Below are 24,269 nucleotides of genomic sequence, written 5' to 3'. Positions count from 1 at the left end.
CATGAGTGCATTGACCATTTTTACCGATACCGAAGCCCAGCAACCGGTGTGGCACAGCACCGATGCCGAGGCGATTCGCGAGCGTCTTAACGCGAAAAACGTGCGCTTTGAACGCTGGGAAGCCGATCGCGATTTGGGTGTGAACCCTGATGCAGAGACGGTGATCAACGCCTATCAACATGCGATTGATCGTCTGGTGGCCGAGAAGGGCTATCAGAGCTGGGATGTGCTGAGCATGCGTGCGGATAATCCGCAGAAAGAGGTGCTGCGCACCAAGTTCCTTAACGAACATACGCATAGCGAAGATGAAGTACGCTTCTTTGTTGAAGGTTCAGGGCTGTTCTGTCTGCATCTGGAGGGCGAGGTGTATCAGATTTTGTGTGAGAAGAATGATCTGATCTCGGTGCCCGCTGGCACGGCGCACTGGTTTGATATGGGTTCTGAGCCGCACTTTACCGCGATCCGCATTTTCGATAATCAGGAAGGCTGGGTCGCGAATTTTACCGGCGATAAGATTGCTGATGCGTATCCGCGTTTGGCGTGATTTTATGCCCTCATCCTAACCCTCTCCCACAAGTGGGAGAGGGAACCGATCGTGCAAACAGGCAAGTATGGTTTTCCCCCTCGCCCGCTTGCGGCAGAGGGCCGGGGTGAGGGGAATATTGCGCCTATTTATGGCAAAAATATCCCTTCCTCTACCTGCGCAGGCGTCACCACACCGGTATCCAGCACCCAACCGCTAATCAACGCCGCTGGCGTCACATCAAAGGCCGGGTTATAGACTGCCGCACTTTCCGGTGCCCACTGCACGCTACCAAAACTGCCTGCAACGCCGGTCACTTCGCTGGCGGCGCGCTGCTCGATAGGGATGGCGTCGCCGTTTGGACATTGACTATCCAGCGTGGTGTGCGGTGCGGCGACGTAGAACGGAATACCGTGATAGTGCGCCAGCACGGCCAGGCTATAGGTGCCAATCTTGTTCGCGACATCACCATTCGCTGCGATACGATCCGCGCCGACCCAAATAGCATCGACCACGCCGCGCGCCATTAGACTGGCGGCCATTGAGTCGGTAATCAGCTGATAAGGAATGTTTAGCTCACCCAGCTCCCACGCGGTTAAACGGCCACCTTGCAGCAGCGGCCGCGTCTCATCCACCCAGACATTTTTCACCAAACCTTGCTGGTGGGCATAAGCGATAACGCCGAGCGCCGTGCCGACGCCGGCCGTCGCCAGCCCACCGGTATTGCAGTGCGTCAGCAGCTGGCTGCCCGGTTTTACCAGCGTGCTGCCGGCGCGGGCGATGTTGTCACACAGTTGCTTATCTTCGGCCACCAGACGCAGTGCTTCGCGGCTCAGCGCCGTGACGAAATCACTTTCGGCCAACGCAGTTTTCATGCGATCAAGGTTATTCATCAGGTTCACCGCCGTTGGGCGCGCCGCGCGCAGCACCTCAAGCGCCGTCACTAATTCTGCGCGCGCTGCGCCTTGCTCACCCAGCAGCGCCAGCAGCAAGCTGGCTGAGAGGCCAATCAGCGGCGCACCGCGCACGCGCAAGGCATGAATGTGTTCGACCAACTGCGCGACGCTGTGCGCGGGCAGCCAATTTTGTTGTTGTGGCAGCGCCTGCTGGTCAAGGATCCACAGTTGATTATCGCGGACCTCAAGGCTGGTGGTACGAAGTGTTTGCATGGTGTGAAATCCCTGTTGCGTTAATGCTGGCTATTGTGCCAACATGCGTAACGGATGTATAGACGTCTGAACGGCTTATTACTATCGATAATCGAGGAACAGGCAATGTCGCAATACCGTACGTTCAATGCTGCCGATGCTGTGGAATATGCTCAACAATTTGGCGGCGTGGACGATCCGTCAGCGCTGGTGAGCGCCGAGGAGATCGGGGATGGCAATCTCAACCTGGTGTTTAAAATTTTCGATAATCAAGGCCGCAGCCGCGTGGTGGTAAAACAGGCGCTGCCCTATGTGCGTTGTGTCGGTGAATCCTGGCCGCTCACGCTGGATCGTGCGCGTCTCGAAGCGCAGACGTTGATTGAGCACTACAAACATTGCCCGCAGCACACCGTCAACGTCACTCATTACGATGCCGAATTGGCGGTGATGGTGATGGAGGATCTCTCCAGTCATCGTATCTGGCGGAGCGAATTGGTGAAGGGCGCGTATTATCCGCAGGCCGGTCGTCAGGTTGGCGAATATCTGGCGCAGACGCTGTTCCATACCTCCGATTTCTTCCTGCATCCGCATAAGAAAAAAGCCGAAGTGGCGCGTTTCATTAATCCGGAAATGTGCGAAATCACCGAAGATTTATTCTTCAACGATCCGTTTATTGACCATGAGCGCAACAAATATCCTGCGGCACTGGAATCGCTGGTGGTCAGCCTGCGCAGCGACGATGCGCTAAAAATCGCCGTGGCCGGTCTCAAACACCGTTTCTTCGCCGATGCGGAAGCCTTGCTGCATGGCGATGTACACAGCGGTTCCATCTTTGTCGCCGATGGCAGCCTGAAAGTGATTGATGCGGAGTTTGGTTACTTTGGGCCGATAGGTTTTGATGTCGGCAGCGCGATTGGCAACTTGCTGATCAACTACTGCTGCCTGCCGGGCTTGCTGGCACCGCGTGAGGCAGCAGAAGGGCGTGAACGTCGTCTGAGTGACGTGCAGGATATTTGTAATCAGTTTGCCAGCCGCTTCCTGGAATTGGCGAAAGAGAAAACCCGCGATGTGGCGCTGGCCTATCCCGGTTACGCCGAATCTTTCCTGCGCAAAGTGTGGCGCGATACCTTGGGTTATTGCGGTACCGAGTTGATCCGCCGCACGGTGGGAATGTCTCACGTTGCAGATTTCAAACAGATTGAAGATGAGACCATGCGCACCGAGTGCATTCGCAGCTGTATCACATTGGGACGCACGCTGATTCTGGCTGCCGATCATGTTGCTGATGTGGATGCGCTGATTGCGCGGATTCGTCAGGCGGGTTAATGCTGGCGTATATGAAATAAAAAAGCCTCCATGCGGAGGCTTTTTTGTTTTAAGCGGCTTCACTGGCCCGCGGGTTGGCTTTCGTCTGCGGCTTTGGCTCCGCCAGCGCTTCCGGCGCGAAATCATCGACGTTAATCGCTTTCAGGCGGCTGGCTTCCGCACGGATCAAGACCTGCGCTTCGCTCTCATCAATCCAGCCCGCTTTCAGGCCCTCTTGTGCCAGCGCATCCAGTCGGGTAAATGACAGATGCTTTTTCTGCTGCTTGCATAAACGATCGTGAATCACTTCGGCGGCCATCACATCCTGCAGCGCCTGCTCCAGCTGACCGGCAGGATTATGTGCGCTTGGTGCCAGATATTGGCCGCGGCCCAAACGGGTACGGGTCGCAGAAGGCAGCTGCAGCAGTTTCGCCAGCTTGTGGTCCAGTTTATCTGACGGTGCCGGGCAGTGATGACCACCGGCGAAAATCACCAGTCGCAGCGCACCGGCCACCATGCGGTTCGGGAAGTTACGCAGCAAATCATCCATCGCCACTTCGGCCTGATGCAGCGCATCCTGCACGCCCCAATGTACCAGCGGCAAATCGGCTTCGTTGCGGCCTTCATCGTCATAGCGCTTCAGGGTGGCGGAGGCCAGATACATCTGGCTCAGCACATCGCCGAGACGCGCCGAGATACGTTCACGACGTTTCAGGCTGCCGCCCAGCACCGCCATCGATACATCTGACAGCAGCGCGAGGTTGGCGCTCAAACGGTTAAGGTGCTGATAGTAGCGGCGCGTGGCGTCGCGGGTTGGTGTGGCGCTAGTGCGGCCGCCGGTTAAGCCCAGCCACAGGCTGCGTACTTTATTACTGCCTACGTGGCCAATGTGGCTGAACAGCGCGCGGTCAAAGGTCACCAAATCGTTTTTCGCTGCGGCGTTCATCTCTTCCAGCACCCATGGATGGCAGCGGATCGCGCCCTGGCCGAAGATGATCATGCTGCGCGTCAGGATGTTAGCGCCTTCCACGGTGATGGCGATCGGTGCGCCCTGATAAGCCCGCGCCAGGAAGTTGTTTTCGCCCAGCATAATGCCTTTACCGCCAGCGATATCCATCGCGTCGATAATCGCGCGCTGACCGCGATGGGTGCAGTGATACTTCACAATCGCCGATAGCACCGCAGGTTTTTCACCGAGCATAATGCCGCTAGTGATTAGCGTTGCGGCAGCATCCATCACGTAGGCGTTACCAGCAATGCGTGCCAGCGGCTCTTCGATCCCTTCCATCTTGCCGATAGAGACTTTGAACTGACGGCGGATGTGCGCATAGGCACCGGTCGCCAGTGCAATGCTTTTCAGGCTGCCGGTTGAGTTCGAAGGCAGCGTGATGCCGCGACCGACTGAAAGACACTCCACCAGCATGCGCCAGCCCTGGCCGGCCATGGATGGGCCGCCGATGATGTAGTCGATGGGTACGAAAATGTCTTTACCGCGCGTCGGACCGTTCTGGAACGGCACGTTAAGCGGGAAGTGACGTTGGCCAATCTCTACGCCAGGCGTGTGCGTTGGGATCAGTGCGCAAGTGATGCCAAGCTCTGTAGTCTCGCCCAGCAGATGATCCGGATCGGAGAGTTTGAACGCCAGGCCTAACACGGTGGCAATCGGTGCCAGCGTGATATAGCGCTTGTTCCAGGTAAGACGCATGCCCAGCACTTGCTGACCTTGCCACTCGCCCATGCACACCACGCCGGTATCGGGAATCGCGCCGGCATCCGAACCCGCTTCCGGGCTGGTCAGTGCAAAGCACGGGATCTCATCACCGCGCGCCAGACGCGGCAAGTAATGATCTTTCTGCTCATCGGTACCGTAATGTTGCAGCAGTTCGCCGGGGCCGAGTGAGTTCGGTACGCCAACGGTGATCGCCAGAATGCCGGAGACGCCCGCCAGTTTCTGCAGCACGCGCGCCTGCGCATAGGCGGAGAATTCCAGGCCGCCATACTCTTTCTTAATGATCATGGCGAAGAAGCGATGCTGTTTCAGATACGCCCACAACTCCGGCGGCAGATCGGCCATTTCATGGGTGATTTCGAAATCGTTCGCCATGCGGCACGCTTCTTCGACCGGACCATCGATAAAGGCCTGCTCCTCTTCGGTCAGGCGCGGCTGCGGATAGTTGTGCAGCTTCTGCCAGTCCGGTTTGCCGCGGAACAGGTCGCCTTCCCACCATGTGGTGCCGGCATCGATCGCCTCTTTTTCAGTGCGCGACATCGGCGGCATCACTTTCTGGAAGCTGTGCAGCGCCGGTTTCGAGAACAGGCTGCGACGCATCACCGGCAGGTTAAATGGCAGCAGAATAATCGCCAGCGGCAGCAGCATCCATGGCGTCCATAGGTCAGCGGCCGCCAGCGCGCCGGTCCACAGCAGCAGAATTACGCTGCTCAGCTGAAGCGTAATTTGGTGGTAGAACAACACGCTAAGCAGGATTAGCGTCGCAACGATTGAGGCAACCAACATAATGAACCACTCCATAAGTAGTAAGAGGTCTGACCTGTTATGGGTGTAGGTTTAGAATATGGGGCAAAATTTATCAATCTGTTTACATCGCAATTACAACACATCTCACAAATTCGTTGCACGATGCGCAACAACTGCCAAACTTCCTCGAGACGCCGCGCTTTTCCTTAAGGCAGGCGCTTTGCGGCTTAGCCCCATTCCGTTAAACTTGCCGGGTCAATCTTTCCTCTAAAGGACATCTCTATGTATCAGGACATTATTCGCTCAGAACTCAATGAAGCAGCCGATACGCTCAACACGTTCCTGAGTGACGAAGCCAACATTCACGCCATTCAGCGCGCCGCAGTTCTGCTGGCCGATAGCTTTAAAGCGGGCGGCAAGGTGCTCTCCTGCGGTAACGGCGGCTCGCACTGCGATGCGATGCATTTTGCTGAAGAGCTGACTGGACGCTACCGTGAAAACCGTCCTGGCTACCCGGCGATTGCCATTTCTGATGTCAGCCACCTGTCGTGCGTCAGTAACGATTTTGGTTATGACTATGTGTTCTCACGCTATATCGAAGCGGTAGGCCGTGAAGGCGATGTGCTGCTGGGTCTTTCTACGTCCGGTAACTCTGCCAACATCATCAAAGCCGTGGAAGCTGCGCGCGCGAAAGGCATGAAAGTGATTACTCTGACCGGCAAAGATGGCGGCAAGATGGCAGGTTCCGCGGATATCGAAATTCGTGTGCCGCACTTTGGCTATGCCGACCGCATTCAGGAGATCCACATCAAAGTGATCCATATTCTGATGCTGTTGATTGAAAAAGAGATGGTTAAGTCATGATGCGTTCCTCTCGCCGCGCGCGAGAGGATCTAACTTAAGGCGGTTGCTATGTGCGAATTGCTCGGGATGAGCGCCAATGTCCCCACGGACATCTGTTTCAGTTTTACCGGTCTGGTGCAGCGTGGCGGTGGAACCGGGCCGCACAAAGATGGTTGGGGCATCACGTTCTACGAAGGAAAAGGGTGCCGCACCTTCAAAGATCCGCAGCCGAGCTTTAACTCGCCGATAGCCCGTTTGGTGCAGGAATACCCGATCAAATCGCATTCGGTGGTGGCGCATATCCGCCAGGCGAATCGCGGTGAAGTGTCGCTGGAAAATACCCATCCGTTCACGCGTGAGCTGTGGGGCCGCAACTGGACCTACGCACACAATGGTCAGCTCAAAGGTTATCGTCAGCTGGATACCGGGCCATTTCGTCCGATTGGTGAAACCGACAGCGAGAAAGCATTTTGCTGGATGCTGCACAAACTGACCGAGCGTTATCCACGCACGCCGGGCAACTGGCCAGCGGTGTTCCGCTACATTGCCGAGCTGGCAGCAGAAATGCGTGAGAAGGGTGTCTTCAACATGCTGTTATCGGATGGGCGCTATCTGATGGCGTTCTGTTCGACCAATCTCTACTGGATTACGCGCCGTGCGCCGTTTGGCAAAGCGACGTTGCTCGATCAGGATGTGGAAATTGATTTTCAGCAGCAGACGACGCCGCAAGATGTGGTGACGGTGATTGCTACGCAACCGCTGACGGGCAATGAAACCTGGCACCGGATAGTGCCAGGCGAGTGGGCACTATTTTGCCTGGGTGAGCGCCAGGAATGATTTCGAGGCAGCATCCGGTGTAGCGATCACCGGCGTGCTGTTCACCGCATATTGGCCGGTGGCCGTCACGTTCACGGTAGGCGGCACACGGTACTTAGCGAAGTACGCATAGCCCGGCTGCAGTTCACGCCAGAAGTTAATGTACGTCGAGTATTTATGACGCTGCATATTGCTGTCTGTCATGCGGAACGGATAGATATTGACCTGAATCTCCTGCTGACCATTACGCAGCGCGGCGTTGGTGTAGGCGAAGATCTCATCCATCGATGCATCCGTCATTGCGTAGCAGCCCACTGACACGCAATCGCCGTGAATCATTAAATAGTTACCGTTATAGCCTTTAGCGCGATCGTACTGATTGGGAAAACCGGTATTAATAGCGCGATAAAAACGGCTATCCGGTTTTAACTGGTTCAGCTTAACGTTATAAAAGCCTTCCGGACTTTTGAAATCGCCCTGACGACGTTTAGGTCCTAAACCGCCAGAGAAATTACAGATGCGATAGCTGTCCAGCAGACGATATTCATTCCCGATTTTGCCGTACAGTTCCAGCGTACGCTCTTCCTTGAAAATCTGAATAAAAACGGGGGTGCCAATTAGTTGTTTCTTTAACTCTTTGCTCACCGGAGCCAGCGGTTGCGTAGGCTCGGGGTTCATTGCCCAGCTAAGGAGCGGCATAAGAATCATCGCAAGCGTTAATGCGATTCTGCCCATTCTGTAGATACCTTGATGTGGAGAGAGACGATGACGCTGTGCGTCCGGGTATTGCATTATCGGAAATATCCGCTATCGCAGCGCAACATTAACATTGTCTGGCTTTTAATCAAGCCAGTGTCCGAGAAAATGGCGCGTTCCTAAAAGGAATACGACCACTAATTTGTAAACTTTAATCTCGCTCTCAACAAATATTGCCGATATTTTTCGCTGCTGTATACTTATCCAGTATCTGGGAGGGCGTATGCGCAAAATTATTCATGTCGATATGGACTGCTTTTATGCAGCGGTTGAGATGCGCGACGATCCCTCTTTACGTGATATTCCTATCGCCATTGGCGGCAGCCGCGTGCAACGTGGCGTGATCAGCACCGCGAACTATCCTGCACGTAAATATGGCGTGCGCAGCGCGATGCCGACCGGCATGGCGCTGAAACTCTGCCCGCATCTGCGGCTGCTGCCTGGCCGCTTTGATGCCTATAAAGAAGCCTCCCGCCAGATCCGCGACATCTTCTCACGTTACACCTCGCTGATTGAACCGCTGTCGCTGGATGAAGCCTATCTGGATGTGACCGACAGCCTGCACTGCCATGGCTCGGCGACATTAATGGCGCAGGCTATTCGCACCGATATCCTGCGTGAAACCGGGTTGACCGCTTCCGCCGGCATCGCGCCGATCAAGTTTCTCGCCAAGATCGCTTCCGATCTCAACAAACCCAACGGGCAATATGTGATTACGCCGGACGCGATGTCCGATTTTCTACTGACGCTGCCGCTCAGTAAAATTCCTGGCGTGGGTAAAGTGGCGACTAAAAAGCTGGAAGAGATGGGCTTGCGCACCTGCGCGGATGTGCAGCGCGCCGATTTGGCGCTGCTGCTTAAACGCTTTGGCAAGTTTGGCCGTATTTTGTGGGAACGCAGCAACGGCGTGGATGAGCGCAATGTGGTGGTTGAGCGCGAACGCAAATCGCTCGGCGTTGAACGTACCCTGATGGAAGATATTCACAGCTGGGAGCAGTGTCTGGAAATTATTGATTTTCTCTATGCGGAGTTGGATCGCCGCTTAACCGCCATCAAGCCGGATAAGCAGATCGCCCGGCAAGGCGTGAAACTGAAGTTCAATGATTTCCAGCAAACCACGCAGGAGCACGTTTGGCCGGTGCTAAATAAAGACGACATGATCGCGGTGGCGCGTCAGGCGTGGGATGAACGCAGAGCAGGGCGCGGCGTACGGCTGGTGGGATTGCATGTCACGATGGTGGATCCGCAGTTGGAGCGGCAGTTGGTGTTGGGGTTGTGAGATTGTGCGCGCTGCCCCTCATCCCGGCCTTCTCCCGCCAGCGGGAGAAGGAGTAAAACAAACCGCGCCTATCGGTTCCCTCTCCCGCCAGCATGAAAGCGAGAAGACAACGCCGATCGGTTCCCTCTCCCACATGTGGGAGAGGGTTAGGGTGAGGGAAAACTACTTCTTACCGTACTTCGCTTCCAGCGTTGCAAACCATGGCGCGATGAAATCGTTATTTTCGCCCCAGCCCGGAATGATCTTATTCAGCGACGCCACGTTGACCGCGCCTTGCTGGCTATTCAACTGCTGCTGAGAAATCGATGACGCTTTAAACTCGTAAGTCGCCGGTGTGGTTTCGCCTGCAATCTTGTTCGCCACCAAACGCATATTCACTGCGCCAATGGTTTTCGGATCCACCGCCACGGTTTGTACCCACGGGCTGTTTTTCTCGTGCATCAACTGCAGATCCTGATTGGATACGTCGATGCTATACAGTTTGATCTCGCTACGACCATTCTCCTGCAGGGCTTTATACGCGCCCTGGCTGAAAGCATCCCACGAACCCCAGATCGCATCGATCTTGCCTTTCGGGTATTTCGCCAGAATCGCGCCAATCTTGTTGGCGGTATCGCCCTGTACATCAGATGAAACCGCGCCAATCGACTCCAGCTGATGAATGCCCGGATTCTCTTTCAGCAGCTTCTCATACACCACCTGACGACGATCCATCGCCGGGAAACCGGCCACCCACAGCTTGACGATATTCGCCTTACCGTTGAAGTCTTTGATTAAGCTGCCGAGTGATTCCTGCGCCAGCGAAGCATCATTCTGCGCCGTCACGGTGACGCCCTCTACCGGCGTATTAACCGGCGTATCAAACACCGACAGCTTGATGCCCGCTGCGGCAATACGCTGCACCAGCGCCGTGGAGTAGGGATCTTTACCGTGCGACAGGATAATGCCGTCATATTTCTGGCTAATCGCCTGGTTAACGAAATCCTGGAAGCGCGCATCGTCGCCATTGCTGAGGAAAGTGCTGACCTTAAAGCCCAGCTGGCGGCCTTGCTGAATCGCACCGGCGACAAACTGCGTGGTGTTATCGTCCGAACCCAGGTTGCGGATGATGGCGATGCGTACCGGGCCTTCATGGTTAGCGATAACCTCAGGCACTGCGGCATCGGCGAAGGCGGCGCTGGCGTTGAGCAGGCTAACCGCCAGCAGCGAAAGGGTAATTTTTTTCATTATGATCTCTTTCTGATTAAACGCGCCTTAACGGCGCTGGATGTAAGTCATCGCCAGCGCCAGCGCCAGTACCAGACCTTTAATAATGTCCATCGCGTAATAGGGCACCGACAACATCACCAGCCCGTTCTGCAACACACCAAGAATGATGGCGCCCACCAAGGTACCCAGCGCATTCGGTTTGCCCGAACCGGCCAGCGAGAAGCCGATCCACGCTGCGGCAACGGCATCCATCAGATAACCGCCGCCGGCATTCACCTGCGAAGAGCCGATGCGTGATGCCAGCAAAATGCCGCCCAAGCCAGCCAGCAGCGAGGCAAGCACATACGCCAGCACGCGATAGCGCGTGGTACGAATACCGGAGAGACGCGCCGCTTCAGGATTGCCGCCCAGCGCATACATACGACGGCCATGCTTGGTCAGCGACAGCGCCAGCTGCGCCACAATGGTGACCACCAGCATGATAATCACGATGGTCGGCACCTGGCCGAGCAGGCCAAAGGCGGCAGGAATGGTGCCTTCGGCCATGTCGCCGCTCGGCAGCACCATATTCTCGGTAATGGAACCACCAAAGCTGTAGGTCATCGCCACGCCCTGAATCACAAACAGCGTGGCGAGGGTGGCGAGCATGTCGGGAATACGTAGCACCACAATCAGGAAGCTGTTGAACAAGCCAACCAGCGTACACAGCAGTAGCGTAATAATGATGGCTTCTGTGGTGCCAAAGCCGTGCCAGACGAAAAGCGAAATCACCAGCGCATTGGCCAGCGAAGCGGTGGATCCCACCGACAGGTCAAAGCCGCCAATGGTCAGCGAAATCGACACGCCAATCGCAATCACCGTGACGATGGCAATCGAGCGCAGGATGTTAATGATGTTGGTCGGTTCGAGGAAGCTGTCCGAAGCAAGACCAAATGCGGCAATCAAAATCACCACGGTCAGCAACATGCCCCACTTATAGAGGAAATCAAACAGCTGATGGCGCAGAGAAGGCTGCGAGTTTAGGGATAGTTCTTTGCTGCTCACGCAGGTGTTCCTCCGGTGGAATAAAGCAAAAGTGCCTCTTCTGTGGCGGTGTTGCCCTCCATCTCTGCCACAATGCGCCCATCCCAGAGCACACAAATGCGGTCGCACAGACCGACCAATTCAGAAAACTCGCCCGAGGCATAAATGATGCCTTTGCCCTCACGCGCTAAGCCATCGATCAGCGTGAACAGATCGGTTTTGGCTTTGATATCGACGCCTTTCGTCGGCTCATCAAAAATCAGCACATCGGCGTTGTTGCGTAGCCACTTGCCAATCGCCACTTTCTGCTGGTTGCCGCCCGACAAACGACGCAGGATTTGCCCCGGTCCGGTGGTGCGCACATTCAGGCGCTGAATCACCGCTTCCGCCCAACGCCACGCCTGGCGATGACCAAACAGGCTCCAGCGCGAGAAGCTGTTATCGGCGCTGATGCTCAGATTCATGCTCACCGGTTCATCGATGAAAATGCCCTCTTTGCGGCGCTCTTCCGGCACCAGCGCCATGCGGTTTTCTACTGAATCATGCGGTGAACGCGGTCGCCACGGTTTGCCGTGCAGTTCGCCCTTTGTCACGCGGCTTTTGCTGGCACCAAACAGCGCTTTACACAGCTCGGTTTTACCGGCACCCGCCAGACCAGCAATGCCCAGAATCTCCCCTTTGTGCAGACGCAGCGAAATATCCTGCAGTAGCCGATCGTCGTGTAAGCCTTCCACCGACAGCAGCAGCGGCAGAGTCGCACGGGCGCGACGCGGCGGAAAAACATCATCCAGCCGATGTCCGAGCATTTTTTCCACGATCTGCTCGCCACTCAGCGCCGCCATCGGGCTGCTTTCAATCAGACGACCATCGCGCAGCACCGTTAAGCGGTCGCAAATCGCTTTCAGTTCGTGAATGCGGTGCGAGATAAACACCACGCCAATGCCGCTGGACTGCAAGCGGCGCACCACGGTAAACAGGCGCTCGCTCTCATGCTGATCGAGCGGGGCGGTGGGTTCATCCAGGATCAGAAAGCGGCAGTGATGGGACAGGGCGCGCGCCAGCAGGATTTGCTGCTTCTCTGCCAGCGAGCAGCGCTCCACCAAACGGTTGACGTCGATGTTCACTTCCAGCTGCGCCAGTAACGTACGCGCCTGGCGGCGAATCTCACGCCAGCTGTAGACGTGACCCGGTTCGGCTAAACGATCGAGCAGAATGTTTTCGGCCACGCTGAGCTGTGGCACCAGCGCCACATCCACTTCCTGCTGCACCAGATGAATGCCGAGCTTTTTGGCATCGCGCGGTGAGCGAATAGTGACCGGCACATCATCCAGCAGAATCTCACCGCTGTAATGATCGTGTGCGCCAGCCAGCACCGCCATCAGCGTAGATTTTCCGGCGCCGTTAGCGCCCGTCAACGCATGCACCGAGCCGCCTTCAGTCAGAAAATCCACCTGCGCGAGCGCGGCGAAACCGCCAAAGGCAATGGAGATATTACGCATCTCCAGGCGGTTGATCGCACTCATTGAACCGGGCCTTTAATTAGTTGAGTTGGGGGCATTTTTTCCTGAACCATCACTCTCGGCAACGAACGAAAGGGCATAAGCTAGCACGAAATCTTATTAGCCATCCAGACATCTGGACGTTATGGCGGCTAAATCTGGTTTGATGGAAAGATTTGGGTTAACCGAGAGGTGTAATCGTATTTATTCAGCGGGATGTGCTGTTTGTAGATTTGCGCAATAAATTGCGCCGCTACGGTATTTACAGCGTTTTATTTCCACACCTTTCACACGTCACTTTTGTAGCGGCGCAATTTATTGCGCAATCCTTCGCAGGCATAAAAAAACCCGACCGAAGTCGGGTTCATCGCGAAAGCGCAATCTTACGCTTTTTCTGGCACCACGCTGAGCAGCGCGGTCAGCAGTTTCCAGTACAAGCCCACGCTTTCGATGTGAACCTGCTCATCCGGCGAATGCGGGCCGGTTATGGTTGGGCCAATCGACACCATATCCATGTTTGGATACGGCTTCTTGAACAGACCACACTCCAGACCGGCGTGAATCACCTGAATGTTCGGCGTTTTGCCAAACAGCGCTTCATAAGTTTTACGCGTCAGCGCCATCACCGGTGAATCGGCATCAGGCTGCCAGCCCGGATAGCCGCCTTTAGGTGCGCTTTTCGCCCCGGCCAGATCGGCCAGCGAGGTCAGCACTTCAACTACCCAATCTTTACCGGTATCGATCAGTGAACGAATCAGGCAGATGATTTCGGCATTGTCCTGATCCATGGTCACCACGCCGACGTTCAGCGAGGTTTCCACCACGCCTTTCGCCACGTCAGAGTTACGGATCACGCCGTTTGGTGTAGCGTTCAGCAGATTAAGGAAGCGATCGCGGCTGTCAGCGTTCAGCGCCTGGCCTTGATGCGCCAGCGCTTCGGTGACCACGGCGATGTTCTTCTCTTTAATGCCCAACTCGTTCAACAGCGTCGCCTGGAAATGTGCCGCAGCAGATTTCAGTGCATCAACCTTATGACTGTCGATCGCCAGCGTAGCAAAAGCTTCACGCGGGATGGCGTTACGCAGCGTACCGCCGGTGAATTCGATCAGACGAACATCGAGTTCACGCGCGTGCAGCGCCAGAAAGCGTGCCAGCAGTTTGTTGGCGTTGCCGAGACCATGATGAATGTCGGCACCAGAGTGACCGCCTTTCAGGCCTTTCAGCGTGAGCTTCAGGGTTTCATAGCCTGCAGGAATCGCTTCACGCGTTAGCGGCAGGGTGGTGATGAAGTCGATACCACCGGCGCAACCCATGTAGATCTCACCTTCCTCTTCCGAGTCGGTGTTGATCAGAATGTCGGCCTGCAGCCAGTTCGGCTGTAAACCAAAGGCGCCGTCCATACCGGACTCTTCGGTCATGGTCAGCAACACTTCCAGCGGACCGTGAATCAGGCTGTTGTCAGCCAGCACCGCCAGCGCAGACGCCATACCAATGCCGTTATCTGCGCCCAGCGTGGTGCCGCGCGCTTTCACCCATTCGCCATCAACATACGGCTGAATCGGATCTTTAGTGAAGTCGTGCACCGTGTCATTGTTCTTCTGCGGCACCATATCGAGGTGCGCCTGCAGCGCCACCGGCGTGCGTTTTTCCATACCGGCGGTAGCGGGTTTACGAATCAGGATGTTGCCAACCTGATCGCGCTCAACCCACAAACCTTGCTCTTTTGCCCAGCCGACAACGTGTTCGGCCAGTGCTTCTTCGTGGTAAGAAGGGTGCGGAATGGAACAGATTTTGGCAAAAATATCCCACAGCGGTTGGGGTGAAAGTTGCGACAATTCAGACACCATGCATCTCCTGTGTCAGCGTGGCGGACATACCGCACGCACGCGGGTTTCCAGTAAAAATCGTCGTCAGAAGATCTGACGTGATGGGCCTGAGAATATCACTGTTTCTCGCCGGGTGCGTAATCAGCCGCGCTAAAAACCTGCAACCAGTAAGACAGATGCTGGTTTTTAAGGCGTCAGATCCTTATAATCTCGCGCAACCTTTTCCCCCTTGCATATTTTTTAAGCCAAGTTTCTTGGCCGGGATTCCTTTATATGAGCGAAAAATACGTCGTAACCTGGGACATGTTGCAAATCCATGCCCGTAAACTGGCCCAGCGCCTGCTTCCTGTGGAACAGTGGAAAGGTATCATCGCGGTGAGCCGTGGTGGTCTGGTTCCGGCATCGCTGCTGGCGCGTGAACTCGGTATTCGCTACGTCGATACCGTGTGCATCTCCAGCTACGATCACGATCATCAGCGCGAAATGAAAGTGCTGAAGCGTGCCGAAGGCGACGGTGAAGGCTTCATCGTGATTGATGACCTGGTGGATACCGGCGGCACCGCGCAGGCGATCCGCGACATGTATCCTAAAGCGCGTTTCTGCACCATCTTCGCTAAGCCAGCTGGCCGTGCGCTGGTGGACGACTACATTGTCGATATCCCGCAGAACACCTGGATCGAGCAGCCCTGGGACATGGGCGTGGTCTACATCCCGCCAATCGTCAAAAGCTAATTGATGCATCGCAAACAACGCCCGGTTATGCCGGGCGTTGTGCTTTCTGCGCCTCGCGCGCGTATGACGGGTGCAGTACACTCTTAGCCATCGCCACGTTGTTGGCAGGAGAATAGCTGAGATGTCTGATAAAAACCTGAGCGAAGAACTGTTCAAACCGCGTTTTAAACACCCGGAAACCTCCTCATTAGTGCACCGCCAGCATCACGCCGCCGTGCAGGTGCATAACGCCCTCGAAGGGGATACGCAGCGCGGCTGGTATCGCATGCTGAACAAGCTGCTGTGGACGTGGCGCGGTCTGTCGCCGCAGGAGATCAGCGAAGTGCTGGCGCGTATCGCGGTGAGCGAGTTCGAACGCACCAATGAGGCCTTGCTCGATACCGTGATTGGTTATCGCGGCGGCAACTGGAACTATGAGTGGTCGAAGCAGGCGGCGATCTGGCAGCAGCGCGCGTTAGAGAGCGAAAACCATGACGATGCCGGTCAGCATTGGCTGCACGCCGCCAATCTGTTCAGCCTCGCGGCTTACCCTTACATCAAAGGCGATGAGCTGGCCGATCAGGCGCAGGTGCTGGCCAATCGCGCCTACGAAGAGGCCACGCAGCGTCTGCCGGGCGAACTTAAATCCCTGACCTTCCCAATGAGCGGCGGCAGTCCGGTGACGGGGTTCCTGCATATGCCGGCGCAGGCCGAAGCGCCGTATCCCACCGTGCTGCTGTGCGGCGGCCTTGATTCGCTGCAGAGCGATCACTATCGCCTGTTTCACGACTATCTCGCGCCGCGCGGCATCGCCATGCTGACGCTGGATATGCCATCGGTAGGATTCAGCAGCAAATGGATGCTGAATCAGGACACCAGCCAGGTGCATCAGCAGGTGCTGCGTGAACTGAGCAATGTGCCGTGGATCGATCACACCCGCGTGGCGCTGCTGGGCTACCGCTTCGGAGCCAACGTGGCGACACGTCTGGCCTATCTGGAAGTGCCGCGAGTACGCGCGGTAGCGACGCTGGGAGCCATGGTGCACAGCGTGTTTGTGGATGCGCAACAGCAGCAACAGCTGCCGGATATGTACATGGATATGCTGGCGAGCCGTCTCGGTATGTCCTCAACCTCCGACAGCAATCTGCGCACGGAACTCAACCGCTACTCGCTGAAAGTGCAAGGCTTACTCGGCCGCCGCACGCCAACGCCGATGCTGGCGGCTTATTGGCCGGATGATATTTTCGGTCCGGAAACAGACGCGCAGTTGATCGCCAACTCTTCGTCGCAGGGCAAGACGCTGGCGATTCCCGTCAAGCCGGTTTTTGCCAGTTTTGACAAAGCGCTCAATCAAATTTGTGACTGGCTGGAAAAACAGTTGAAAGGCTAACTGGCGAAATCTCTGAACTCTGCTACTACTTATATCCGGGATTTTCCATTTTTATGTTAATGGAAAGCTGGAAGTGCAATTTAAAGGGTTAAGGGAAAAGAGATGACATTACCGAGTGGTCACCCCCGTAGTCGCCTGCTTAAGCGCTTCACCGAATTGGGGCCGTATATCCGTGAAGGCAAATGTGAAGAGACACGCTTCTTCTTCGATTGCCTGGCAGCGTGTGTCAACGTCAAGCCTGCACCTGAGCTGCGTGAGTTTTGGGGCTGGTGGATGACGCTGGAAGCCTATGAAGATCACTTCACATACGAATATCATTTTGGCCTGTTTGATAAAGCGGGTGATTGGGGCGCTGCGACCATCAAAGGCAAAGAGAACAATGCCAAAGTGGAAAGCACGCTGCGTAATTTCCATGAGCGTCTGAAAGCGATGCTGCTGGAACAGAAACTCGATCTGCGCCCGGCGGAAGGCTTTAAAGAAGAGCCAGTGAAACTGAGCGCCTGATAGACTTTTAAGGGTTTAAAAAGGAAAGAGCCGGTGATGAGCCGGCTCTTTTTTTATAGACACAACGAGGGTAGAGCTCAATCAGAATTGGTAAGTTAAGCCAATGGCCACAACGTCATCGTTGTTCAGGTTCAGCTTGTTGTTGTCATCCAGCTGGTTGATTTTGTAATCCACAAAGGTCGACATGTTTTTGTTGAAGTAGTAAGTCATGCCCACGTCGATGTATTTAACCAGATCCTCGTCACCGATCCCTTCGATGTCTTTGCCTTTGGTCTGGATATAGCCGAGGGACGGACGCAGGCCGAAGTCGAACTGATACTGCGCTACCACTTCGAAGTTCTGCGCTTTGTTAGCAAAACCGCGGGTGCCGATTGGCGTCATGTTGCGGGTTTCGGTGTAGATAGAAGCCAGGTAGATGCTGTTCGCATCATACTTGATACCGGCGCCCCATGATTCCGCTTTATCACCGCTACCCAGTGCCTGCAGCTGCTGCTGGTTAGTACGGTCAGAAGAGGTGATGGCCGACATCAGGCTGATGCCGGTGTCAGCAATGGTGTAACCCAGTGACGCACCGTAACCGTCGCCGTTCTGACGTGACGTATCGGTGATGCTGCCACGGGCGTTGGCGCTGGTGGCGTCGTTTTTGCCCTGATATTGCAGCGCGAAGCGCAGGCCATCAACCAGACCAAAGAAGTTGCTGTTACGGTAAGTGGCTACGCCAGTTGCACGCGCAGTCATGAAGTTATCGGTACGCGCGGTACCGTCACCGCCGAACTCTGGGAATACGTCAGTCCAGGCCTCGACGTCATACAACACGCCGTAGTTACGACCGTAGTCGAATGAACCGTATTGGCCAAATTTCAGACCAGCAAAGCCCAGACGGGTTTTGTTGCCTGCGTTGGCATCAGAACCTTCAGAATTATTCGCGTTGTACTGATATTCCCACTGACCGTAACCGGTCATCAGGTCATTAATCTGCGTCTGGCCTTTGAAACCGATACGCACGTAAGATTTGTCACCGTCGCTTGACGCGTTATCGCTGAAGTAGTGTTCAGCTTTAACACGGCCGTAGAAGTCCAGTTTATTACCGTCTTTGTTATACACTTCTGCGGCGTTTGCGGTGGAAGCCAGTGCCAGCGCTGATACAACTAATGCCAGTGTGCTCTTCTTCATTTTGCTATCAATCCCAATGAGTAAAATTTGTTGTACCCGTGAAAGGTTTTGTAAAACACCGACTTTTTACCGGTTGGTGATGAACGTTTTATGACAGTTTTTCGGCTTTCTTGTTAATCGCGAACTTTTGGTCTACCGCATTGTCAGGGGATTTTTGTGCTTTTCCCCTTGCTGTTGTTGGCTTCCTTGCTCACTCCTGATAAAACGTCCCTTCGCAGATTTTTTTCTTACATGGCAGGAAAAACATGAGTGGCAGTCAGACCCTTGTGGTCAAGTTGGGTACTAGCGTCCTCACCGGCGGTTCACGCCGGTTGAATCGGGCGCACATGGTGGAGTTGGTTCGTCAGTGTGCGCAGTTGCACGCCGCGGGCCATCGCATTGTTATCGTTACCTCTGGCGCCATTGCCGCCGGACGCGAACACCTTGGTTACCCCGAACTGCCGCCTACCATCGCCTCAAAGCAGCTGTTGGCTGCGGTGGGGCAGAGCCGTTTGATCCAGCTGTGGGAACAACTGTTTTCGATTTATGGCATTCACATCGGGCAGATGCTGCTGACGCGCGCTGATATGGAAGACCGTGAACGTTTCCTTTATGCGCGTGACATGCTGCGCGCGCTGCTCGACAACCACATCGTGCCGGTGATTAACGAGAACGATGCGGTGGCCACCGCTGAAATTAAAGTGGGCGACAACGACAATCTGTCGGCGCTGGCGGCGATGCTGGGCGGCGCGGATAAACTGCTGCTGCTGACCGATCAGCAAGGGCTGTTCACCGCCGATCCGCGCACTAATCCGGAAGCGGAGTTGATCAGCGACGTGCACCAGATTGACGATGCGTTGCGCACCCTCGCGGGCGGCAGCGTGTCGGGCCTGGGAACCGGCGGCATGGCGACCAAACTGCAGGCGGCGGACGTGGCTTGCCGCGCGGGGATCGATGTGATCATCGCCGCCGGCAGTCGTCCGGATGTGATCAGCGATGTGCTGCATGGCAAACCGGTCGGCACGCGCTTCCACGCGCAGCAGTCGCCGCTGGAAAACCGCAAACGCTGGATCTTCGGCGCACCGCCGGCGGGCGAAATCACCATCGATGATGGTGCGCTGGCCGCGATGCTGGAGCGCGGCAGTTCGCTGCTGCCAAAAGGCATTCGTGACGTGCAGGGCAACTTCTCGCGCGGTGAAGTGATCCGCATTCGCAACCTGCAAGGGCGCGATATCGCCCACGGCGTCACGCGCTATAACAGCGATGCCATGCGCATGATTGCCGGTCATCACAGCCAGGAAATCGGCGAGATCCTCGGTTACGAATATGGCCCGGTAGCGGTGCACCGCGACGATATGATCGTCAGTTAAGGAGCAGATAATGTTAGAAGAGATGGGTAAAGCGGCGCGCGCTGCGTCGTACAAACTGGCAGAACTCTCCACCGAACAAAAAAATCAGGTGCTGCTCACCATCGCCGATCGTCTGGAAGCGGAAAGCGCGGACATCCTGGCGGCGAACGAGCAGGATTTGGCGGATGCACGCCAAAATGGCATGAGCGAAGCGCTGCTCGATCGCCTGACACTCAACCCGCAGCGTCTGAAAGGCATTGCCGATGATGTGCGTCAGGTGTGTCGCCTGGCCGATCCGGTGGGGCAATTGATGGATGGAGGCCAGCTTGATAGCGGCCTGCGCATTGAACGTCGTCGCGTGCCGCTGGGTGTGGTTGGCGTGATTTATGAAGCGCGTCCTAATGTCACTGTTGATGTGGCATCGCTGTGCCTGAAAACCGGCAACGCGGCGATTCTGCGCGGCGGCAAAGAGACTTATCGCACCAACGCCGCCACCGTGCGCGTGATCCAAAATGCGCTGACCCAGCACGGTTTACCAGCAGGCGCGGTGCAGGCGATTGAAAACCCGGATCGTGAACTGGTGAATCAGCTGCTGAAGCTCGATCGCTACGTCGATATGCTGATCCCGCGCGGCGGAGCAGGTTTGCACAAGCTGTGCCGTGAAAACTCCACCATTCCGGTGATTACCGGCGGCATCGGCGTGTGCCATCTCTATCTCGATGAAACCATGGAGACCGAGGCCGCGCTGGAGGTGATCGTCAATGCCAAGAAGCAGCGGCCAAGCGCCTGCAACTCGCTGGAAACCCTGCTGATCCATCGCGATCAGGCGGACACCTTCATTCCGGTATTCCTGCAACGTATGGCGCAAGAGAAGATTGCGCTGCACGCCGACGAAAATGTGCTGGCGCTGCTGCAAAACGGTGCTGCCGAGGTGGTGGCGGTGCAAGCGGAAAATTATGATGACGAATGGTTGTCCAACGATCTGAACGTCAAGCTGGTGGCGGATATTGATGAAGCCATCGCGCATATCCGTGAGCACGGCACGCAGCACTCTGATGGCATTCTGACGCGCAGCATTGGCAACGCCAATCGCTTCGTCAACCAGGTTGACTCATCGGCGGTATACGTTAATGCCAGCACACGCTTCACTGACGGCGGCCAGTTTGGCCTCGGCGCCGAAGTGGCGGTCAGTACGCAGAAGCTGCATGCGCGTGGTCCAATGGGACTTGAAGCGCTGACCACCTACAAATGGATAGGGTGGGGCGACGATACGCTACGTCGCTAATGTTCGCTCCTGCATGACAATGGGCACCGAAAACGGTGCCCATTTTTTTCGTTTTCGATCCAGTTATTCCAAGAGCTTTTTGATTTATTTCTGTCATCTATGGCGGGCTCGCGGCTTTTCACCCATTTTTTCCTTTAGATGCTGGTCTTATTGCTACAGAACAATCCTGAAAACCCCTGTCAGAACAAGCGATATGGCACTGAACACTGGTTTCGCCCTAACCGAAGGGGATAATGATTGTCCAGCTTCATTGATAAAAGCGGTTGGGTAGTAAACTGCCGGTAATATAAAATGAACTGGTAGCAAAAATGAAAATAACATTCAGTCTTTTACTGAAGGCAGATTATTAACTGATGGTTAAAAAAGAAAGTACGAGACAAGCATTCACTGCCAGGCTGATTGCCGCATGCGAAAGCGCGGGAATTGTCGGACATGGACGGAATAAACAGGTTGCGCTGGCTCTGCAAGAGAGGGGATGCAAGATCTCAACGCCGGGGGTGTGGAAATGGTTTAACGGGCAATCGATCCCCGATGATAATAATTTACTGGCGCTCAGCCAGTTACTCGACGTGCGCGTGGAGTGGCTGCAATTTGGCATGGAAAAACCAGCCGCCTTGCTGACGCAGCGCAGTCTGGTGAACCCAAAACATCTGTTTCGCGTGGAGAGTCTGGATATTGGCCAGCACGGTGTGCGCAGCGGCTCCTCGCGCGATGAACTGGTGGAAACCATTCAAGCCATTGAATATGGGCTGGAAGAGGCGCGGGTGCTGTTTAATGGCCGCCCGGCGGAAAATATTCGCCTCATCGCGCTGAACAGCGATTCGATGGCCGGCACCTTTGCGCCGCGCGATCAGCTGTTTGTCGATATCAGCGTGCATCGCTTCGATGGCGATGGCATTTACCTGTTCACGCTTGACGATCAGCTCTATCTCAAACGCCTGCAACTTCAGCACAAAAAGGTCGCGGTAATCTCCGATAACAAGCGCTATGAAACCTGGTACCTCACGCTGGAAGAAGCCAGGACGCTGCAAGTGGTGGCGCGGGTGATCATGAGCCAGGCGCGGGATTATCAAATCCTGGGCTGATCACAAAACGTCAGATTGCGGCAAAAAAATATTTTGGCTGAAATCATTAATTTAACTGACGGTAAATAAAAAATTAACCATTGGTGTTTGCCAATGCATTAGAACCTGTTAATAATTTGAGCATGGATGGACAACATACCTGCTCACGGATGAGCCCGCTCTTAAACAATTGAGGCGCTGCACAAGCGCGATACATACCATCCAAAGTTAGTGAACTTTGGGATGGGGTGGATACGCACTTTGCAGCGTTGTCAGTTGCCCTCTGATTTTCACTCTCCTCTACTTCACCCTGGCCGCGAAAGCAGCCGGGTAAGTTGACGTCGGGTATTTTCCAGAGGAATAACGAACGCGTCGGCCTCAGCCGAATTGCCGTGCCTGCCACCCCATCGCCAAAGACTCATTAACAGGAGGAGTTATGGCGATTATCCAGTACGGAAAGTCAGTATTTTCAGGCAATGCACGCACGCGCCGCCATCGGCGACGCCAGTCCCTCAGCCTTAAGCGCAGCATCGACAGCGCACTCGGCATCGAATACGAAAACGTCACCTTGCGCACTGCTGAACGCATCTGCCAGCGCCAGACGCTGTCGCGCGTTGACAGCGCCGTGCTAGCGCCCGTTCGTGTTCAGCAGGCACAACCCAGCTTTGATAACTGCTGTCTGCCCCACGTCTATTTGTATGCCGTGCGTTAACCCTGCATCACTTTCCCCAGTTTTAAACGGAACGTTCCATTGTTGCTCACTGTTTAACCATTCTTGAGCGTTTCGCTTATATGAAAACGCGCTCAATGTCGTAAACGATCAGCAGGATTTATGTTTTTTGCCGTTTTGCGCAGCCATTTTCAGGCTGTTGCGCCCCGTCAAAGAGGAATTTCTATGAGCCAGATTATTGCCATCCTGAATTTCGAAGAGGGTTATCGCGAAGCGCCTTACCTCGACTCGCTGGGTTTCCCCACGGTCGCTGGCGGCATTCGCATCGGCCCCAAAGGGGCATCGCTTAGCAACTACATCTTCCAGGTGCCGCGTCCCGTCGGCGATGTGTGGAAGCAGTGCATTGTCGAGGGCAAGGTGCAGCAGATGCATCAGCGTGCGCTAGTGCAGCAGGCGCTGGCCAAATGCAATGAGGCGCGCAGCGATGTACTGATCAGCATGGGATATCAGATGGGGGTGGATGGGCTGGCGATGTTTCGCGGCATGCTCACCGCCATTACGCAGGGCGATTTCAACAGCGCGGCCAACGCCATGCTCGACAGCCTGTGGGCAAGACAAACGTCGGGTCGCGCACGGCGCCATGCCGAAGTGATGCGCAGCGGCACCTACGACATCTATCGGGGGCTGCTATGAATCTGAAACTGCTGATTTTTGTCACCGCGGTGCTGGCAGTGATTGTGGTGGTGTTGGTGATGCAGCGCTTCACCACGCTGGAGTTCGTGAAACATGCGCGGCTGTTATTCAAAACCTGGTCGGTATGGCTGGCGTCGCTCGGTTCGATGCTCAGCGCGTGGGTGCAATCATTTCCCACCGCTGCGCTTGATGCCTGGAACAGCATGCCGCCCGACGTGAAAGCGATTCTGCCGCACAACTATTTGGGGCTGATTGGCGCCTTTATGGTGGCGATGGGCGTGATTGCCCAATTCATCCGCCAGAAAGGCCTCAACCAGCAGAAAAATGCGATGGAGGAAAAAGTATGACATTGCTCATGACATTATTCGGCGCCAGCTGGCACTGGGTTGCCGCGCTGGCGGGCGTCATCGCTGCGCTGGTTGCCAGCTACTTCGGTGGCAAGAAAATCGGCAAGGTGCAGCAAGCATCCCAGGCCGCCGTCGAGCGCGCCGATAAAGCCGCGGCGCAAGCGGTAGCGGTTAACCAACAGCAGCAACTGCTGCGCGAGGAGGCCAAACGTGTGGAAGCCAGCAACCTTAATCTTGATGACGCTGCTGCTCGTGACAAGTTGCAGCAATCGAAGTACCACCAGCCCTGAATCTCCCGTCGTCATCGACTCAGCCTGTACCCTGTTTTCCCCGATTTACACCCACGGCAATGACGCCGAGCGCATGGACGTTCGCACCGTGCGCGCCATCAACAACCACAA

The 24,269-nt window shown here is 55.5% G+C and carries 23 protein-coding genes; 15 read left to right on the top strand and 8 right to left on the bottom strand.

Going from position 1 to position 24,269, the window contains the following annotated elements; translation table 11 throughout:
• The first annotated feature begins 1 nt into the window (after window position 1).
• Entirely contained in the window at window positions 2–544 is a 543-nt protein-coding gene (locus ACFQW4_RS21045) for an acireductone dioxygenase (protein WP_377727246.1), read from the top strand.
• Window positions 545–672: 128 nt separating this feature from the next.
• Here ACFQW4_RS21045 and mtnA read toward each other — a convergent pair whose 3' ends face one another.
• Window positions 673–1,692 carry an S-methyl-5-thioribose-1-phosphate isomerase gene (gene mtnA / locus ACFQW4_RS21040; protein ID WP_277974562.1) on the bottom strand — a complete coding sequence of 340 codons (1,020 nt, stop codon included), beginning with the start codon at window positions 1,690–1,692 and terminating at the stop codon, window positions 673–675.
• A gap of 105 nt (window positions 1,693–1,797) precedes the next feature.
• Between mtnA and mtnK the strand changes: the two genes are divergently transcribed.
• Window positions 1,798–2,997 (top strand): S-methyl-5-thioribose kinase, encoded by a 1,200-nt coding sequence (gene mtnK / locus ACFQW4_RS21035; RefSeq protein ID WP_101762528.1) that lies wholly within the window; start codon window positions 1,798–1,800, stop codon window positions 2,995–2,997.
• Between the two features lie 49 nt (window positions 2,998–3,046).
• On the opposite strand, the gene fadE is transcribed toward mtnK, so the two are convergent.
• On the bottom strand, window positions 3,047–5,491 hold the full coding sequence (gene fadE / locus ACFQW4_RS21030) for an acyl-CoA dehydrogenase FadE (RefSeq protein WP_377727241.1): 2,445 nt from the start codon (window positions 5,489–5,491) through the stop codon (window positions 3,047–3,049).
• A 243-nt stretch (window positions 5,492–5,734) separates the two neighbouring features.
• On the opposite strand from fadE, the gene lpcA reads away from it, so the two are divergent.
• Both lpcA and ACFQW4_RS21020 read left to right on the top strand, forming a co-directional pair.
• On the top strand, window positions 5,735–6,316 hold the full coding sequence (lpcA, locus tag ACFQW4_RS21025; protein ID WP_064740353.1) for a D-sedoheptulose 7-phosphate isomerase: 582 nt from the start codon (window positions 5,735–5,737) through the stop codon (window positions 6,314–6,316).
• A 48-nt stretch (window positions 6,317–6,364) separates the two neighbouring features.
• Window positions 6,365–7,132 (top strand): class II glutamine amidotransferase, encoded by a 768-nt coding sequence (locus ACFQW4_RS21020; RefSeq protein ID WP_008108933.1) that lies wholly within the window; start codon window positions 6,365–6,367, stop codon window positions 7,130–7,132.
• Here the strand turns inward: ACFQW4_RS21020 and dpaA are convergent.
• Window positions 7,103–7,846 (bottom strand): peptidoglycan meso-diaminopimelic acid protein amidase, encoded by a 744-nt coding sequence (gene dpaA, locus ACFQW4_RS21015; protein ID WP_101762523.1) that lies wholly within the window; start codon window positions 7,844–7,846, stop codon window positions 7,103–7,105. The genes ACFQW4_RS21020 and dpaA overlap by 30 nt on opposite strands.
• 244 nt (window positions 7,847–8,090) lie before the next feature.
• Here dpaA and dinB point away from each other — a divergent pair, with 244 nt between their 5' ends.
• Window positions 8,091–9,146 carry a DNA polymerase IV gene (gene dinB / locus ACFQW4_RS21010; RefSeq protein WP_222233050.1) on the top strand — a complete coding sequence of 352 codons (1,056 nt, stop codon included), beginning with the start codon at window positions 8,091–8,093 and terminating at the stop codon, window positions 9,144–9,146.
• Between the two features lie 162 nt (window positions 9,147–9,308).
• Here dinB and ACFQW4_RS21005 read toward each other — a convergent pair whose 3' ends face one another.
• From ACFQW4_RS21005 to pepD, 4 genes are all read right to left on the bottom strand, one after another.
• Complete coding sequence (locus tag ACFQW4_RS21005) at window positions 9,309–10,373, bottom strand: sugar ABC transporter substrate-binding protein (RefSeq protein WP_192236753.1); 1,065 nt, start codon at window positions 10,371–10,373, stop codon at window positions 9,309–9,311.
• A gap of 27 nt (window positions 10,374–10,400) precedes the next feature.
• A complete protein-coding gene (locus ACFQW4_RS21000) occupies window positions 10,401–11,399 on the bottom strand; it encodes an ABC transporter permease (RefSeq protein ID WP_101762520.1) in 999 nt (332 codons plus the stop codon).
• A complete protein-coding gene (locus tag ACFQW4_RS20995) occupies window positions 11,396–12,901 on the bottom strand; it encodes a sugar ABC transporter ATP-binding protein (protein WP_336767227.1) in 1,506 nt (501 codons plus the stop codon). The genes ACFQW4_RS21000 and ACFQW4_RS20995 overlap by 4 nt, the downstream gene beginning before the upstream one ends.
• 359 nt (window positions 12,902–13,260) lie before the next feature.
• Complete coding sequence (gene pepD, locus ACFQW4_RS20990) at window positions 13,261–14,721, bottom strand: beta-Ala-His dipeptidase (RefSeq protein WP_192415435.1); 1,461 nt, start codon at window positions 14,719–14,721, stop codon at window positions 13,261–13,263.
• 255 nt (window positions 14,722–14,976) lie between these two features.
• Here pepD and gpt point away from each other — a divergent pair, with 255 nt between their 5' ends.
• The 3 genes from gpt (at window position 14,977) to crl (ending at window position 17,308) form a co-directional block, all read left to right on the top strand.
• Complete coding sequence (gene gpt / locus ACFQW4_RS20985; RefSeq protein ID WP_007887137.1) at window positions 14,977–15,435, top strand: xanthine phosphoribosyltransferase; 459 nt, start codon at window positions 14,977–14,979, stop codon at window positions 15,433–15,435.
• 121 nt (window positions 15,436–15,556) lie between these two features.
• Window positions 15,557–16,804, top strand: coding sequence for an esterase FrsA (gene frsA / locus ACFQW4_RS20980; protein WP_377727232.1), 1,248 nt, complete (start codon window positions 15,557–15,559; stop codon window positions 16,802–16,804).
• A 102-nt stretch (window positions 16,805–16,906) separates the two neighbouring features.
• Window positions 16,907–17,308 carry a sigma factor-binding protein Crl gene (gene crl, locus ACFQW4_RS20975; RefSeq protein WP_008108946.1) on the top strand — a complete coding sequence of 134 codons (402 nt, stop codon included), beginning with the start codon at window positions 16,907–16,909 and terminating at the stop codon, window positions 17,306–17,308.
• Between the two features lie 81 nt (window positions 17,309–17,389).
• On the opposite strand, the gene ompC is transcribed toward crl, so the two are convergent.
• A complete protein-coding gene (gene ompC / locus ACFQW4_RS20970) occupies window positions 17,390–18,481 on the bottom strand; it encodes a porin OmpC (protein WP_377727229.1) in 1,092 nt (363 codons plus the stop codon).
• Between the two features lie 245 nt (window positions 18,482–18,726).
• Here ompC and proB point away from each other — a divergent pair, with 245 nt between their 5' ends.
• The 7 genes from proB (at window position 18,727) to ACFQW4_RS20935 (ending at window position 24,158) form a co-directional block, all read left to right on the top strand.
• Window positions 18,727–19,830: a glutamate 5-kinase gene (gene proB, locus ACFQW4_RS20965; protein ID WP_008108950.1), complete on the top strand. Its 1,104-nt coding sequence runs from the start codon at window positions 18,727–18,729 to the stop codon at window positions 19,828–19,830.
• A 10-nt stretch (window positions 19,831–19,840) separates the two neighbouring features.
• Window positions 19,841–21,094 (top strand): glutamate-5-semialdehyde dehydrogenase, encoded by a 1,254-nt coding sequence (proA, locus tag ACFQW4_RS20960; RefSeq protein ID WP_222181500.1) that lies wholly within the window; start codon window positions 19,841–19,843, stop codon window positions 21,092–21,094.
• Window positions 21,095–21,447: 353 nt separating this feature from the next.
• Window positions 21,448–22,179: a S24 family peptidase gene (locus tag ACFQW4_RS20955; protein ID WP_101762513.1), complete on the top strand. Its 732-nt coding sequence runs from the start codon at window positions 21,448–21,450 to the stop codon at window positions 22,177–22,179.
• Between the two features lie 415 nt (window positions 22,180–22,594).
• Window positions 22,595–22,870, top strand: a complete 276-nt coding sequence (locus ACFQW4_RS20950; protein ID WP_110867800.1) for a hypothetical protein — start codon at window positions 22,595–22,597, stop codon at window positions 22,868–22,870.
• A gap of 183 nt (window positions 22,871–23,053) precedes the next feature.
• Complete coding sequence (locus tag ACFQW4_RS20945; RefSeq protein WP_377727224.1) at window positions 23,054–23,521, top strand: hypothetical protein; 468 nt, start codon at window positions 23,054–23,056, stop codon at window positions 23,519–23,521.
• On the top strand, window positions 23,518–23,868 hold the full coding sequence (locus tag ACFQW4_RS20940; RefSeq protein WP_101762510.1) for a hypothetical protein: 351 nt from the start codon (window positions 23,518–23,520) through the stop codon (window positions 23,866–23,868). Before ACFQW4_RS20945 ends, ACFQW4_RS20940 begins: the two co-directional genes overlap by 4 nt.
• Complete coding sequence (locus ACFQW4_RS20935) at window positions 23,865–24,158, top strand: hypothetical protein (RefSeq protein ID WP_101762509.1); 294 nt, start codon at window positions 23,865–23,867, stop codon at window positions 24,156–24,158. The genes ACFQW4_RS20940 and ACFQW4_RS20935 overlap by 4 nt, the downstream gene beginning before the upstream one ends.
• The last annotated feature ends 111 nt before the right edge of the window (window positions 24,159–24,269 follow it).

This window comes from Pantoea sp. GCM10028869 (assembly GCF_042666835.1).
GTDB classification, from domain to species: Bacteria; Pseudomonadota; Gammaproteobacteria; order Enterobacterales; family Enterobacteriaceae; genus Pantoea; species Pantoea leporis.
This window is presented reverse-complemented; position numbering and strand designations above follow the sequence as displayed.

Bases quoted from the DNA above. Each gene is read 5' to 3' on its own strand.
- ACFQW4_RS20950 (WP_110867800.1), top strand. From the start codon at position 22,595: ATGGCGATTATCCAGTACGGAAAGTCAGTATTTTCAGGCAATGCACGC.
- dpaA (WP_101762523.1), bottom strand. From the start codon at position 7,846: ATGGGCAGAATCGCATTAACGCTTGCGATGATTCTTATGCCGCTCCTT.
- ompC (WP_377727229.1), bottom strand. From the start codon at position 18,481: ATGAAGAAGAGCACACTGGCATTAGTTGTATCAGCGCTGGCACTGGCT.
- ACFQW4_RS20945 (WP_377727224.1), top strand. From the start codon at position 23,054: ATGAGCCAGATTATTGCCATCCTGAATTTCGAAGAGGGTTATCGCGAA.
- proA (WP_222181500.1), top strand. From the start codon at position 19,841: ATGTTAGAAGAGATGGGTAAAGCGGCGCGCGCTGCGTCGTACAAACTG.
- gpt (WP_007887137.1), top strand. From the start codon at position 14,977: ATGAGCGAAAAATACGTCGTAACCTGGGACATGTTGCAAATCCATGCC.
- mtnA (WP_277974562.1), bottom strand. From the start codon at position 1,692: ATGCAAACACTTCGTACCACCAGCCTTGAGGTCCGCGATAATCAACTG.
- ACFQW4_RS21045 (WP_377727246.1), top strand. From the start codon at position 2: ATGAGTGCATTGACCATTTTTACCGATACCGAAGCCCAGCAACCGGTG.
- mtnK (WP_101762528.1), top strand. From the start codon at position 1,798: ATGTCGCAATACCGTACGTTCAATGCTGCCGATGCTGTGGAATATGCT.
- ACFQW4_RS20995 (WP_336767227.1), bottom strand. From the start codon at position 12,901: ATGAGTGCGATCAACCGCCTGGAGATGCGTAATATCTCCATTGCCTTT.
- ACFQW4_RS21020 (WP_008108933.1), top strand. From the start codon at position 6,365: ATGTGCGAATTGCTCGGGATGAGCGCCAATGTCCCCACGGACATCTGT.
- proB (WP_008108950.1), top strand. From the start codon at position 18,727: ATGAGTGGCAGTCAGACCCTTGTGGTCAAGTTGGGTACTAGCGTCCTC.
- ACFQW4_RS20940 (WP_101762510.1), top strand. From the start codon at position 23,518: ATGAATCTGAAACTGCTGATTTTTGTCACCGCGGTGCTGGCAGTGATT.
- fadE (WP_377727241.1), bottom strand. From the start codon at position 5,491: ATGTTGGTTGCCTCAATCGTTGCGACGCTAATCCTGCTTAGCGTGTTG.
- crl (WP_008108946.1), top strand. From the start codon at position 16,907: ATGACATTACCGAGTGGTCACCCCCGTAGTCGCCTGCTTAAGCGCTTC.
- dinB (WP_222233050.1), top strand. From the start codon at position 8,091: ATGCGCAAAATTATTCATGTCGATATGGACTGCTTTTATGCAGCGGTT.
- ACFQW4_RS21005 (WP_192236753.1), bottom strand. From the start codon at position 10,373: ATGAAAAAAATTACCCTTTCGCTGCTGGCGGTTAGCCTGCTCAACGCC.
- lpcA (WP_064740353.1), top strand. From the start codon at position 5,735: ATGTATCAGGACATTATTCGCTCAGAACTCAATGAAGCAGCCGATACG.
- frsA (WP_377727232.1), top strand. From the start codon at position 15,557: ATGTCTGATAAAAACCTGAGCGAAGAACTGTTCAAACCGCGTTTTAAA.
- ACFQW4_RS20935 (WP_101762509.1), top strand. From the start codon at position 23,865: ATGACATTGCTCATGACATTATTCGGCGCCAGCTGGCACTGGGTTGCC.
- ACFQW4_RS20955 (WP_101762513.1), top strand. From the start codon at position 21,448: ATGGTTAAAAAAGAAAGTACGAGACAAGCATTCACTGCCAGGCTGATT.